This window comes from Pseudomonas rosaeacicularis (genome assembly GCF_057128745.1).
The window spans coordinates 122,218-136,091 of sequence record NZ_JBSKHT010000020.1; the positions used below are offsets into that span (position 1 = coordinate 122,218).

At 53.7% G+C, this 13,874-nt stretch carries 9 protein-coding genes and 4 tRNA genes; all 13 read right to left on the reverse strand.

Going from position 1 to position 13,874, the window contains the following annotated elements:
• Window positions 1-89 precede the first annotated feature (89 nt).
• The 13 genes from rpoC to birA all read right to left on the reverse strand — a co-directional run bounded on the left by rpoC (window position 90) and on the right by birA (window position 13,718).
• A complete protein-coding gene (gene rpoC / locus ACWKWM_RS24395) occupies window positions 90-4,289 on the reverse strand; it encodes a DNA-directed RNA polymerase subunit beta' (RefSeq protein ID WP_483848575.1) in 4,200 nt (1,399 codons plus the stop codon).
• A 63-nt stretch (window positions 4,290-4,352) separates the two neighbouring features.
• On the reverse strand, window positions 4,353-8,426 hold the full coding sequence (gene rpoB, locus ACWKWM_RS24400) for a DNA-directed RNA polymerase subunit beta (protein WP_483848576.1): 4,074 nt from the start codon (window positions 8,424-8,426) through the stop codon (window positions 4,353-4,355).
• A 220-nt stretch (window positions 8,427-8,646) separates the two neighbouring features.
• Complete coding sequence (gene rplL / locus ACWKWM_RS24405) at window positions 8,647-9,012, reverse strand: 50S ribosomal protein L7/L12 (RefSeq protein ID WP_268798246.1); 366 nt, start codon at window positions 9,010-9,012, stop codon at window positions 8,647-8,649.
• 77 nt (window positions 9,013-9,089) lie between these two features.
• Window positions 9,090-9,590 carry a 50S ribosomal protein L10 gene (gene rplJ, locus ACWKWM_RS24410; RefSeq protein WP_331185423.1) on the reverse strand — a complete coding sequence of 167 codons (501 nt, stop codon included), beginning with the start codon at window positions 9,588-9,590 and terminating at the stop codon, window positions 9,090-9,092.
• 195 nt (window positions 9,591-9,785) lie between these two features.
• A complete protein-coding gene (rplA, locus tag ACWKWM_RS24415) occupies window positions 9,786-10,481 on the reverse strand; it encodes a 50S ribosomal protein L1 (protein WP_483838096.1) in 696 nt (231 codons plus the stop codon).
• Window positions 10,481-10,912 carry a 50S ribosomal protein L11 gene (gene rplK / locus ACWKWM_RS24420; protein WP_065833634.1) on the reverse strand — a complete coding sequence of 144 codons (432 nt, stop codon included), beginning with the start codon at window positions 10,910-10,912 and terminating at the stop codon, window positions 10,481-10,483. Before rplK ends, rplA begins: the two co-directional genes overlap by 1 nt.
• 118 nt (window positions 10,913-11,030) lie before the next feature.
• Window positions 11,031-11,564 carry a transcription termination/antitermination protein NusG gene (gene nusG, locus ACWKWM_RS24425; RefSeq protein ID WP_003317113.1) on the reverse strand — a complete coding sequence of 178 codons (534 nt, stop codon included), beginning with the start codon at window positions 11,562-11,564 and terminating at the stop codon, window positions 11,031-11,033.
• 9 nt (window positions 11,565-11,573) lie between these two features.
• The gene (gene secE, locus ACWKWM_RS24430) at window positions 11,574-11,942 is read right to left on the reverse strand and encodes a preprotein translocase subunit SecE (protein ID WP_483848577.1); all 369 of its coding nucleotides are present in this window, start codon (window positions 11,940-11,942) and stop codon (window positions 11,574-11,576) included.
• Window positions 11,943-11,987: 45 nt separating this feature from the next.
• A tRNA-Trp gene (locus tag ACWKWM_RS24435) sits at window positions 11,988-12,063 on the reverse strand.
• 186 nt (window positions 12,064-12,249) lie between these two features.
• A tRNA-Thr gene (locus ACWKWM_RS24440) sits at window positions 12,250-12,325 on the reverse strand.
• Window positions 12,326-12,351: 26 nt separating this feature from the next.
• A tRNA-Gly gene (locus ACWKWM_RS24445) sits at window positions 12,352-12,425 on the reverse strand.
• Between the two features lie 26 nt (window positions 12,426-12,451).
• Window positions 12,452-12,536: transfer RNA gene (locus tag ACWKWM_RS24450), tRNA-Tyr, on the reverse strand.
• A 207-nt stretch (window positions 12,537-12,743) separates the two neighbouring features.
• Entirely contained in the window at window positions 12,744-13,718 is a 975-nt protein-coding gene (gene birA, locus ACWKWM_RS24455; protein WP_483848578.1) for a bifunctional biotin--[acetyl-CoA-carboxylase] ligase/biotin operon repressor BirA, read from the reverse strand.
• Between the last annotated feature and the right edge of the window lie 156 nt (window positions 13,719-13,874).

Sequence of the window (13,874 nt, forward strand, 5' to 3'; positions counted from 1 at the left end):
AGTCAAGGCAAAGCCCCAACCTTCATATCCGGTCGGCCAACAACAAATATGCTGCAAGCCGGATGGATCTGAAAGTCAGGGCCCTGCGCTCAATTACTGCTGGAGTTCAGCGCTTCAGTCAAAGCTGCTTCAACTTCGCTTGCACTGACACGCAACGGCTTGTCGACTTCACGACGACGCTTACGCTCGCTGTGATACGCCAAACCGGTACCGGCCGGGATCAAACGACCCACAACCACGTTCTCCTTCAGCCCGCGCAAGTAATCACGCTTGCCAGTTACCGCTGCTTCGGTCAGTACGCGAGTCGTCTCTTGGAACGACGCCGCGGAGATGAACGACTCAGTAGAAAGCGACGCCTTGGTGATACCAAGCAGTACACGAGTGAATTTGGATACGAATTTTTCGTCCGCAGCCAAACGCTCGTTTTCTACCAGGACGTGAGTCAACTCCATCTGGTCGCCTTTGATGAAGGTTGAATCACCGGATTCAGCGATCTCGACTTTACGCAACATCTGACGAAGGATCGTTTCGATGTGCTTGTCGTTGATCTTAACGCCCTGTAGACGGTAAACGTCTTGAATCTCGTTGACGATATATTTGGCTAAAGCACTGACGCCCAGCAGACGCAAGATATCGTGCGGGTCGCTAGGGCCGTCGGAGATGACTTCGCCGCGGCTCACTTGCTCGCCTTCAAAGACGTTCAGGTGACGCCACTTAGGAATCAACTCCTCATACGGATCGCTACCGTCATTCGGCGTGATGACCAGACGGCGTTTGCCCTTGGTCTCTTTACCGAACGCGATCGTACCACTGACTTCAGCCAGAATTGAGGCTTCTTTCGGACGGCGCGCTTCGAACAAGTCGGCAACACGTGGCAAACCACCGGTGATGTCACGGGTCTTGGAGGTTTCTTGCGGGATACGGGCGATAACATCACCGACACCGACCTGCACACCATCCGCTACACCTACCAAGGCATTTGCTGGCAGGAAGTATTGAGCAGGTACGTCAGTACCCGGCAGCAACAGATCCTTACCATCAATACCAACCATCTTCACTGCAGGACGAATATCTTTGCCTGCTGCAGGACGGTCTTTGGCATCCAGCACTTCGATGTTGGTCAAACCTGTGAGTTCGTCGGTCTGACGCTTGATCGTGATGCCTTCTTCCATGCCTACATAAGTGACGGTACCTTTCATTTCGGTAACGATCGGGTGAGTGTGCGGATCCCACTTTGCCACGATCGAGCCAGCGTCGACCTTGTCGCCTTCCTTCACCAGAATTACCGCACCGTACGGCAGCTTGTAACGCTCGCGCTCGCGACCGAATTCGTCTGCGATCGCCAGCTCGCCAGAGCGAGATACAGCAACCAGGTGACCATCAAGACGCTCGACGTGCTTCAGGTTATGTAGGCGAACGATGCCGCCATTCTTCACCTGAACGCTATCAGCAGCGGAAGTCCGGCTCGCCGCACCACCGATGTGGAACGTACGCATGGTCAGCTGAGTACCTGGCTCACCGATCGACTGGGCAGCAATTACGCCGACAGCTTCACCGATATTCACCTGGTGACCACGAGCCAGATCGCGACCGTAGCACTTGGCACAGATGCCGTAGCGCGTTTCACAGCTAATTGGCGAACGCACAATCACTTCGTCGATGCTGTTCAGCTCGATGAATTCGACCCACTTCTCGTCGATCAATGAACCCGCAGGAACGATGACCTCGTCGGTGCCAGGCTTAAACACGTCGCGGGCAATAACTCGACCCAATACGCGCTCACCCAGCGGCTCAACTACATCACCGCCCTCAATGTGCGGCGTCATCAACAGGCCGTGCTCGGTACCGCAATCAACTTCGGTAACAACCAAGTCCTGAGCCACATCCACGAGGCGACGCGTCAGGTAACCGGAGTTAGCCGTTTTCAAAGCCGTATCCGCCAGACCTTTACGAGCACCGTGAGTGGAGATGAAGTACTGAAGTACGCTCAAACCTTCACGGAAGTTAGCGGTAATCGGCGTCTCGATGATCGAGCCATCCGGCTTGGCCATCAGACCACGCATACCAGCCAACTGACGAATCTGCGCAGCCGAACCCCGTGCACCGGAGTCAGCCATCATGTACATCGAGTTGAACGACTCTTGATCAACCTCGACGCCGTGACGGTCGATCACACGCTCTTTGGACAGGTTCGACATCATCGCTTTCGAGACTTCGTCGTTCGCCTTGGACCAAAGGTCGATCACCTTGTTGTACTTCTCGCCCTGAGTAACCAGGCCCGAAGCGTACTGGCTTTCGATCTCTTTAACTTCATCGGTAGCAGCATCGATGATCCGAGCTTTTTCATCTGGGATAACGAAGTCGTTAACGCCGATGGAGACACCTGAGATCGTCGAGTAGGCAAAACCGGTGTACATCAACTGGTCAGCAAAGATGACAGTCTCTTTCAAACCCACCACGCGATAGCATTGGTTGATCAGCTTGGAGATCGCCTTTTTCTTCATCGGTTGATTGACGACGTCGTATGACAGACCTTTCGGCACAACCTGATACAGCAGCGCACGGCCGACGGTAGTGTCGACAATGCGGGTGCCGCTCACGCTGCCGCCATCACGGTCGTTGACCGTTTCATTAATCCGCACTTTGACCTTGGCATGCAGCGCGGCTTCGCCGGCGCGGAATACACGGTCAACTTCCTGCAGATCCGCGAACACACGACCTTCGCCCTTGGCGTTAATCGCTTCACGAGTCATATAGTAAAGACCCAATACAACGTCCTGCGAAGGAACGATGATCGGCTCACCGTTCGCTGGCGACAGGATGTTGTTGGTCGACATCATCAACGCACGCGCTTCAAGCTGAGCTTCCAGCGTCAAAGGTACGTGAACAGCCATTTGGTCACCGTCGAAGTCGGCGTTGTACGCAGCGCAGACCAACGGGTGAAGCTGAATCGCCTTACCTTCGATCAGAACCGGCTCAAACGCCTGAATACCCAGACGGTGAAGGGTTGGGGCACGGTTGAGCAGCACTGGGTGTTCGCGAATCACTTCGGCGAGAACGTCCCAGACCTCTGGCAGCTCGCGCTCAACCATCTTTTTGGCAGCTTTGATGGTGGTAGCGAGACCACGCATTTCCAGCTTGCCGAAAATGAAAGGCTTGAACAGCTCGAGAGCCATTTTCTTAGGCAGACCGCACTGGTGGAGACGCAGGGTCGGACCTACGGTGATTACCGAACGACCGGAGTAGTCAACACGCTTACCGAGCAAGTTCTGACGGAAACGACCTTGCTTACCTTTGATCATATCAGCCAAAGATTTCAGCGGACGCTTGTTCGAGCCAGTAATGGCGCGACCGCGACGACCGTTGTCGAGCAGCGCATCAACCGCTTCCTGAAGCATGCGTTTTTCGTTACGCACGATGATGTCAGGAGCAGACAGGTCCAAAAGACGCTTCAAACGGTTGTTACGGTTGATCACTCGACGATAAAGATCGTTGAGATCAGACGTAGCAAATCGACCACCGTCAAGAGGCACGAGCGGACGAAGATCTGGCGGTAGAACCGGCAGAACTGTCAACACCATCCATTCTGGAAGGTTGCCGGAACCCTGGAAGGCTTCCATCAGCTTCAGACGCTTGGATAGCTTCTTGATCTTGGTCTCAGAATTGGTTTGCGGAATTTCTTCGCGCAGACGACCAATCTCGTGCTCCAAGTCGATAGCATGCAGTAGCTCGCGGACAGCCTCTGCCCCCATGCGGGCGTCGAAGTCGTCACCGAATTCTTCAAGGGCTTCGAAGTACTGCTCGTCGTTCAGCAACTGACCTTTTTCAAGGGTGGTCATGCCTGGATCGATAACAACGTAGCTCTCGAAATAGAGAACGCGTTCGATATCACGAAGGGTCATATCCATCAGCAAGCCGATACGGGACGGCAGCGATTTCAGGAACCAGATGTGAGCAACCGGCGATGCCAGCTCAATGTGAGCCATGCGCTCACGACGAACCTTGGCCAGTGCTACTTCTACGCCGCACTTCTCGCAGATCACGCCACGATGCTTCAAGCGCTTGTACTTACCGCACAGGCACTCGTAGTCCTTTACCGGGCCAAAGATCTTGGCGCAGAACAGGCCGTCACGCTCAGGCTTGAACGTACGGTAGTTGATGGTTTCCGGCTTTTTAACTTCACCGAACGACCACGAACGGATCATCTCAGGCGATGCCAATCCGATACGGATGGCGTCGAACTCTTCGACTTGACCCTGGTTTTTCAGCAAATTCAGTAGGTCTTTCAAGGCCTTTCCTCCTGGCGGAGCAGAGGGCAGTCATACCGACCCACCCTCGATTCACGTCACGTGTTATTCGGTTTCCAGATCGATATCGATACCGAGGGAACGGATTTCTTTGATCAACACGTTGAAGGACTCGGGCATGCCCGGCTCCATGCGGTGATCGCCGTCCACGATGTTTTTATACATCTTGGTACGACCGTTCACATCGTCCGACTTCACTGTGAGCATTTCTTGCAGCGTGTAAGCCGCGCCATATGCTTCCAGCGCCCAGACCTCCATCTCACCGAAACGCTGACCACCGAACTGCGCCTTACCACCCAGCGGCTGCTGGGTAACCAGGCTGTAGGAACCAGTGGAACGCGCGTGCATCTTGTCGTCCACCAAGTGGTTCAGCTTCAGCATGTACATATAGCCAACAGTAACCGGACGCTCAAACTTGTTGCCGGTACGGCCGTCGAACAGCTGCATCTGGCCGCTTTCTGGCATATCAGCCAGTTTAAGCATGGCCTTGATTTCGCTTTCCTTGGCACCATCGAATACCGGGGTAGCCATAGGAACGCCGCCACGCAGGTTCTTTGCGAGATCCAGGATTTCCTGGTCGGACAGGTCTTCCAGACTTTCCTGGCGACCGCCGATTTCGTTGTAGATCTCGTTCAGGAACTTACGCAGGTCAGCAACCTTGCGCTGCTCCTCAATCATACGGTTGATCTTCTCGCCCAAACCTTTGGCTGCAAGGCCCAGGTGGGTTTCGAGAATTTGACCAACGTTCATACGCGAAGGTACACCCAAAGGGTTGAGGACGATATCAACCGGCGTGCCATTGGCATCGTGCGGCATGTCTTCAACCGGCATGATCACGGAGACCACACCCTTGTTACCGTGACGTCCAGCCATTTTGTCGCCTGGCTGGATACGACGACGAATGGCGAGATAGACCTTAACGATTTTGAGAACGCCCGGAGCAAGGTCGTCGCCTTGCTGCAACTTGCGCTTCTTATCTTCAAACTTGTCATCCAACAGACGCCGGCGGTCAACGATGTAAGCCTGAGCCTTTTCGAGCTGCTCGTTCAACGCATCTTCAACCATGCGCAGCTTGAACCACTGCCCATGCTCCAGACCATCAAGGATTTCGTCAGTGATTTCCTGGCCTTTTTTCAGGCCAGCACCACCTTCGGCAACACGACCGACCAAAGCGGAACGCAGACGCTCAAAGGTCGCACCTTCGACGATACGGAACTCTTCATTCAGATCTTTGCGGATTTCGTCGAGCTGCGTCTTTTCGATAGACAGTGCACGAGCGTCACGCTCTACGCCGTCACGCGTGAAGACTTGCACGTCGATAACAGTACCTTTGGTACCAGTAGGTACGCGAAGAGACGTGTCTTTAACGTCGCTCGCTTTTTCACCGAAGATTGCACGCAACAGCTTTTCTTCTGGAGTCAGCTGGGTCTCGCCTTTTGGAGTGACCTTACCTACCAGAATGTCGCCAGCGCCAACTTCAGCGCCTACATAAACGATACCGGCTTCGTCCAGCTTGTTCAGCGCTGCTTCGCCCACGTTCGGGATGTCAGCAGTGATCTCTTCAGGCCCAAGCTTGGTGTCACGAGCCACACACGTCAGTTCCTGAATGTGGATCGTAGTGAAACGGTCCTCCTGAACAACTCGCTCCGAAAGGCAGATTGAGTCTTCGAAGTTGAAGCCGTTCCATGCCATGAACGCGATACGCATGTTCTGACCTAGAGCCAGCTCACCCATATCGGTGGAAGGGCCGTCAGCCATGATATCGCTACGTTGAACACGATCACCCTTACTCACCAGCGGACGCTGGTTAATGCAGGTGTTCTGGTTCGAGCGGGTGTACTTGGTGAGGTTATAGATATCAACACCGGCTTCACCGGTCTCGACTTCGTCATCTGCAACGCGAACCACGATACGGCTGGCATCGACAGAATCGATAACACCGCCGCGACGTGCCACGACACACACGCCAGAGTCGCGAGCAACGTTGCGCTCCATGCCAGTACCAACCAGCGGCTTGTCAGCGCGCAGAGTTGGAACAGCCTGACGCTGCATGTTCGAACCCATCAATGCGCGGTTGGCGTCATCGTGCTCAAGAAACGGAATAAGCGATGCTGCAACCGACACAACCTGCTTGGGCGAAACATCCATCAACGTGACGTCTTCCGGCGCTTTAACCGTGAATTCGTTCAAGTGACGAACAGCAACCAGCTCGTCGACCAGCTGCTTTTTGTCGTTCATTGCAGCAGATGCCTGGGCGATGACGTGATCCGCTTCCTCAATTGCCGAGAGGAACACGATTTCGTCAGTCACAAGCGCATCTTTCACCACGCGGTACGGGCTCTCAAGGAAGCCATACTGGTTGGTGCGCGCATACGCAGCCAAGGAGTTGATCAGGCCGATGTTCGGACCTTCCGGCGTTTCGATGGGGCAAACACGCCCATAGTGCGTCGGGTGCACGTCTCGGACTTCGAAGCCTGCCCGCTCACGGGTCAAACCACCAGGGCCGAGTGCAGATACACGACGCTTGTGCGTGATCTCAGACAGCGGGTTGTTCTGGTCCATGAACTGAGAAAGCTGGCTGGAACCGAAGAACTCTTTGACCGCTGCGGCGACTGGCTTGGCGTTGATCAAATCCTGAGGCATCAGGCCTTCACTTTCCGCCATGGACAGACGCTCTTTGACAGCACGCTCTACACGTACCAAGCCAACGCGGAACTGGTTTTCGGCCATCTCACCTACGCAACGAACACGACGGTTACCGAGGTGGTCGATGTCATCGACGATGCCTTTGCCGTTACGAATGTCGACAAGAGTCTTGAGGACGGCAACGATGTCTTCTTTGCACAACACGCCCGAACCTTCGATTTCGGTTCGACCGATCCGGCGGTTGAACTTCATCCGGCCGACCGCAGACAGATCATAGCGCTCAGGGCTGAAGAACAGGTTGTTGAACAACGTTTCCGCTGCGTCTTTGGTTGGCGGCTCGCCAGGTCGCATCATCCGGTAGATTTCTACCAGCGCTTCCAGTTGATTGCCGGTCGAATCGATCTTCAATGTATCCGAGATGAACGGACCGCAGTCGATGTCGTTGGTATACAAGGTCTCGATGCGAACCACCTGAGCCTTGGCAACTTTGGCGAGGATCTCGGTGTTCAACTCGGTATTACATTCAGCGATGATTTCGCCGGTCGCAGGATGCACGATGGCCTTGGCGGTAGTGCGACCCAGGACGTAGTCCAGCGGAACTTCCAACTCTTTGATGTTGGCCTTTTCAAGCTGGTTGATATGGCGAGCTGTGATACGGCGACCTTGCTCGACAATTACCTTGCCTTTGTCATCCAGAATGTCGAGTACTGCGATCTCACCGCGCAGGCGCTGAGGCACCAACTCCAAGCTCAGGTTTTCGCCCTGAACGTGGAAGACGTTAGTGGTGTAGAAGGCATCCAGGACCTGTTCAGTCGTGTAACCCAACGCACGCAGTAGCACCGAAGCAGGAAGCTTGCGACGACGGTCGATACGGACGAATACGCAGTCCTTAGGGTCAAACTCGAAGTCGAGCCACGAACCGCGGTAAGGAATGATCCGAGCAGAGTACAGCAGTTTGCCGGAGCTGTGAGTCTTGCCACGGTCGTGATCGAAGAACACGCCCGGGGAACGGTGCAGCTGGGAAACGATAACGCGCTCGGTACCGTTGATTACGAAGGTACCGTTCTCAGTCATCAGGGGGATTTCGCCCATGTAGACTTCTTGCTCTTTGATATCCTTGATCGCTTTGTTCGACGATTCTTTGTCGAAAATGATCAGACGCACTTTTACCCGCAAAGGTACAGCGTACGTCACGCCGCGTAGCACGCATTCCTTGACATCAAAAGCCGGTTCGCCCAGACGATATCCGACGTACTCCAGCGCAGCATTGCCGGAGTAACTGATGATCGGGAAAACGGATTTGAAGGCCGCATGCAGGCCCACGTCGCGGAACTGATCTTTAGTCGCTCCCGCTTGCAAGAATTCACGATACGAATCCAGCTGGATGGCCAGGAGATAAGGCACATCCATGACGTCCGGCAACTTGCTAAAGTCCTTGCGGATACGTTTTTTCTCAGTATATGAGTAAGCCATCAGCGTTCCCCAGCTTGGTCACCTGCTTGTTTGGCCTCTCCCGACGGGAGCAGCCAGAAAATCTTGCAAACCCCATGGTTTGCGCCACCGTTCGAGGTGGTTACAGCACGTTAGAGGCGCCGACCCAGCCGGCTGCCAATAACGGAAAAAGGCCGGTGGCAGAAGCCACCAGCCATCAGCCTTACGCGAGAAGCGCGGGCTGGAGACGCAAGGTCGATGCTTATTTCAGCTCGACTTTAGCGCCTGCTTCTTCCAAGGTAGCCTTGGCTTTGTCAGCTGCGTCTTTAGCAACGGCTTCCAGAACGATGCCAGGAGCGCCGTCTACGACAGCCTTGGCTTCTTTCAAGCCCAGACCAGTCAGCTCACGTACAGCCTTGATGACGTTAACTTTCTTCTCGCCAGCTTCCAGCAGCATGACGTTGAATTCAGTTTGCTCTTCAACAACAGCAGCAGCAGCAGCTGGACCAGCCGAAGCTGCAGCAGCAGTAACGCCGAACTTTTCTTCAAAGGCTTTGATCAGCTCAACGACTTGCAGAACGGACATCTCGCTTACTGCGTTGAGGATATCGTCTTGAGAGATAGACATGAATCTAATTCCTGAATTGGGGACGGCCTACGCGACCATCGAAATAAACAAAAATACGCGATCAGAAGTGGCGAGCTTTACGCTGCTGCAGCTTCTTTTTGGTCGCGAATAGCCGCCAGAGTACGAGCCAATTTGCTGGTAGCGCCTTGAATCACGCTCATCAGCTGGGAAATTGCTTCGTCACGGGTCGGCAGAGTTGCCAGTACGTCGATCTGATTAGCTGCGAGGAACTTGCCCTCGAACGCAGCTGCCTTGATCTCGAACTTATCCTGACCTTTGGCGAACTCTTTGAACAAACGGGCAGCAGCGCCAGGATGTTCGTTGGAGAACGCAATCAAGGTCGGGCCGGTGAACGCATCGTTGAGAACACTGTATTGAGTGTCAGCAACGGCACGTCGCAGCAGGGTGTTACGTACAACACGTACGTAAACGCCAGCTTCACGAGCCTCTTTACGGAGTCCGGTCATTGCGCCTACTGTCACACCGCGGGCGTCAGCCACAACAGCGGAAAGAGCGACTTTGGCAGCCTCGTTGACTTCAGCGACGATGGCCTTCTTGTCTTCGAGTTTAATTGCCACGGGTTTAACTCCTGCTTGTTACCGTTTCATCTGGCCGAAGCCGGATGTCGTTTTGGTGTCTGATTCGGTAAGGAACCGGGAGCACCATCTGCGTAGGCTTGAATTTTAAGACTTTCGCCGCCTACGGTCTTGGATAGCCCCCGCAAAGCAGGGACCCCAATTTTTGGATGGCACGGTTAATGTGCCATACCGGTCTTACGCGTCCAACGAACCTTGGTCGATGACCAGGCCCGGGCCCATGGTAGTGCTCAGGGTAACGCGCTTAACGTAAATGCCTTTCGATGAAGCAGGCTTGATACGCTTCAGATCAGCGATCAGCGCTTCAACGTTTTCCTTCAGCTTGTCTGCGTCAAAGCCGACTTTACCAACGGAAGTGTGGATGATGCCGTTCTTGTCAGTGCGATAACGAACCTGACCAGCTTTAGCGTTCTTAACCGCTGTGGCTACGTCTGGAGTAACAGTACCGACTTTAGGGTTAGGCATAAGGCCACGAGGACCAAGGATTTGACCCAACTGACCTACAACGCGCATTGCATCCGGGGAGGCGATAACTACGTCATAATTCAGATCGCCAGCCTTCATTTCAGCGGCCAGATCATCCATACCAACGCGATCTGCGCCGGCGGCCAAGGCAGCTTCAGCGGCCGGACCCTGGGTGAAGACGGCAACGCGAACAGTCTTGCCAGTACCGTGCGGCAAAACAGTTGCGCTACGAACGACCTGATCCGATTTACGCGGATCGACGCCAAGGTTCACAGCTACGTCTACAGACTCGCTGAATTTAACAGTCGACAACTCTGTCAGCAAAGCAGCTGCATCGACGAAGCTGTAGGACTTGCCTGGTTCGATCTTGGCAGCGATTGCCTTTTGACGCTTAGTCAGCTTAGCCATTACACACCCTCCACGTTAAGGCCCATGCTACGAGCAGAACCGGCGATAGTACGGACAGCAGCGTCCATATCAGCAGCAGTCAGATCGGCATTTTTTGCCTTTGCGATATCTTCAAGTTGCGCACGAGTAACAGTGCCAACCTTAACGGTGTTCGGACGTGCTGAACCACTGGTCAAGCCAGCAGCCTTCTTCAGCAGAACCGACGCCGGGGTGCTTTTGGTTTCAAAGGTAAAGCTGCGGTCGCTGTAAACCGTGATAATAACTGGAGTTGGAAGACCTGGCTCAATACCCTGAGTGCGGGCGTTGAAGGCCTTGCAAAATTCCATGATGTTCACGCCATGCTGACCCAACGCAGGACCGACTGGAGGACTTGGGTTAGCTTGAGCGGCTTTCACTTGAAGCTTGATGTAAGCGGTAATTTTCTTGGCCATGAGGCACTCCAATTACGGGTTCAAACGCCTCTAAAGGCTCCCCGATTACTTGCACGTATATCCCAGTGACGACAAAACCCCGCAGCCCAAAGCTGCGGGGTGGGGATTTTCCGTTCAGCTATGCCTTTTCGACCTGACTGAACTCGAGCTCCACCGGAGTGGAGCGTCCGAAAATAAGCACGGCCACCTGGATACGGCTCTTTTCGTAGTTAACTTCTTCAACCGTCCCATTAAAGTCAGCGAATGGTCCGTCGGTAACCCGAACCACTTCGCCCGGCTCAAAAAGAGTCTTAGGCTTCGGCTTATCACTGCCATCCGCAACGCGACGCAAAATCGCCTCAGCTTCTTTGTCAGTGATGGGCGCAGGCTTGTCTGCGGTACCGCCAATGAAACCCATGACTCGAGGAGTATCTTTGACCAAATGCCAAGTACCCTCGTTCATGTCCATCTGGACCAGCACATAGCCTGGGAAGAATTTGCGCTCGCTTTTGCGTTTCTGGCCATTACGCATTTCAACCACTTCTTCAGTGGGAACCAGAATTTCGCCAAAGCCATCTTCCATGCCAGCCAGCTTTACGCGCTCGACCAACGAGCGCATAACATGCTTCTCGTAACCCGAATAAGCATGAACAACGTACCAACGCTTAGCCACGGGACACCCTTAGCCAACAATCAAGGAAACAAGCCAGCCTAGCAGGGAATCTAAACCCCACAAGAGCAGCGCCATTACGAGAACCACAGCCACTACAATCAGAGTGGTCTGGGTAGTTTCTTGGCGAGTAGGCCATACGACTTTACGAATTTCGGCGCGAGCTTCCTTGGCCAACACAAAGAAAGCTTTGCCCTTGCCCGTCTGCAACCCCACATAAGCTGCAACCGCAGCAATAGCAAGTAATGCGAGCACGCGATACAGGATTGGCTGCGCCGAGTAGTATTGATTTCCAACGACGCCAACAACCACCAAAATGACTACTACAAGCCATTTAAGGAGATCAAAACGGGAGTCTTGGGCTTCAGCCTTTGGATTCATCTACTAAAATCCTGTGAAAAGAAAGCCAGATACATTTAGTGAATCTGGCAGGTCAGGAGGGAATCGAACCCCCAACCTACGGTTTTGGAGACCGTCGCTCTGCCAATTGAGCTACTGACCTAAAAGCAAAATCAGGCCGACCATTATGATGACCCAACAGGAACATTTCAACAGCTATTCAGCTAAACCCCGAAAGGAGCCCAACCAGACCACCGTTAAGCCAGGGAAAGAAGCTGGGCTTGGCACCCAAGCAACCAAAACCTGACACTCAAAACAAAGGCAGATACTTTCATATCTGCCTAAGTAATGGAGCTCTTGAGCGGATTTGAACCGCTGACCTCACCCTTACCAAGGGTGTGCTCTACCAACTGAGCTACAAGAGCAAAACACATTGCATAACCAGTAAATCTGGAGCGGGTGGCGGGAATCGAACCCGCATCATCAGCTTGGAAGGCTGAGGTTCTACCACTAAACTACACCCGCAGAGCTTACCGCTTACTCTCGAAATTTGGTGGAGGGGGAAGGATTCGAACCTTCGAAGTCGTAGACGTCAGATTTACAGTCTGATCCCTTTGGCCGCTCGGGAACCCCTCCTAAGCGAGGCAGCATTCTCAACTCATGCTACCCTTCTGTCAACCTTTTTCTCATAAAAAACCTGAGGTTACAAACGTTGACTGTCGCTCCGCTGTGGTTTGTAACTATGTCGCACGGCGAAGCGGGCGCCATTCTATGCAAACTAATCCGCAGTTGCAATGCCTTTTCATATGACAATATTTTTTTTTAGCGAGCAGCCTTTGCCCTCTATTGTCGCGCCCGCTCCACCGGATTCGTTAACCGAAGACTCAATTCTCCGCCGCTAAATACTTTTTCTTGGCCCTGCACCTCGAGACGTAGGGCGCCCGTAGAGTCGACCCCCAGAACGATTCCCTTAATTTCAGCAAGCCCCGCTAGCAACGTAACCTGAGCGCCCTGCCATAGATGAGATCGCTCCCACTCCTCCTGGAACGCCGCGAAGCCATGGGCTTTATGCGCGCGCATATAAACATCAAGGTTTAACGCCAGGGCTGAAGCCACTAAGTTTCTATCAAACGCGCGGCCTGCCTCAATACACATCGAGGTCCAGGATTGATCAACCTCAGTAGAGCTACGCATGTTCACATTAATCCCAACGCCAATGACCACGTGACAAACATCCGCTGGATCCCCAGTCAGCTCAAGCAGAATGCCGGCCAGTTTATGGCGGTTTACCAAAATATCATTCGGCCATTTCAAACCTGAAGAGCTTATTCCTGCCTCTCTTAGCGTCTTTACCACTGCGAGACCTACGAGCAAGCTCATCCCCTCCAATTGGCGCATTCCACCATCAATCCTTAGAGCTAGACTGAAGTAAATATTCTCACCAAAAGGGCTGATCCACCTTCGACCCCGGCGTCCACGCCCAGCAGTTTGCTGCTCTGCCAACACCAAAAGCGGCAAAGGGCACCCACTGCCTATCAGACGCATTGCTTCAGCGTTAGTCGATCCGAGGGTGTCATATACGCGAACCGTCCATTTAAGCTCGGAGAGGGCTACTGAAAGGGATTCAGCGTCCAAGAGGCATACCGGGCTCGCCAAACGGTATCCTCGCCCCCGGACCTTATGGATTTCGACGCCGAACTCAGCCTCAGCTTGCTGAAGCTTTTTCCAAACCGCAGCCCTACTGATCCCAAGCGCAGCGCCCAATGCCTCTCCCGAATGAAATTCGCCATTTTCCAGAAGCTTTAACAATGTACGCATAGGTCAGCTCTTGTTCGTAGGTCCGCATCATAGCCGTCTGCGCCAAGCAATCAAGCGGACGCTAACTCCACCCTCCTGATTTCCGGCCGCCCAAAACAAAACCCCTCACCGCGCAAGCGGTGAGGGGTTTCGGAATTTAATCTTGACGATGACCTA

Excerpts from the sequence above, each read along its gene's own strand:
- birA (WP_483848578.1), bottom strand. The coding sequence starts at position 13,718 with ATGCGTACATTGTTAAAGCTTCTGGAAAATGGCGAATTTCATTCGGGA.
- rplA (WP_483838096.1), bottom strand. The coding sequence starts at position 10,481 with ATGGCTAAGCTGACTAAGCGTCAAAAGGCAATCGCTGCCAAGATCGAA.
- rpoB (WP_483848576.1), bottom strand. The coding sequence starts at position 8,426 with ATGGCTTACTCATATACTGAGAAAAAACGTATCCGCAAGGACTTTAGC.
- rplK (WP_065833634.1), bottom strand. The coding sequence starts at position 10,912 with ATGGCCAAGAAAATTACCGCTTACATCAAGCTTCAAGTGAAAGCCGCT.
- secE (WP_483848577.1), bottom strand. The coding sequence starts at position 11,942 with ATGAATCCAAAGGCTGAAGCCCAAGACTCCCGTTTTGATCTCCTTAAA.
- rplL (WP_268798246.1), bottom strand. The coding sequence starts at position 9,012 with ATGTCTATCTCTCAAGACGATATCCTCAACGCAGTAAGCGAGATGTCC.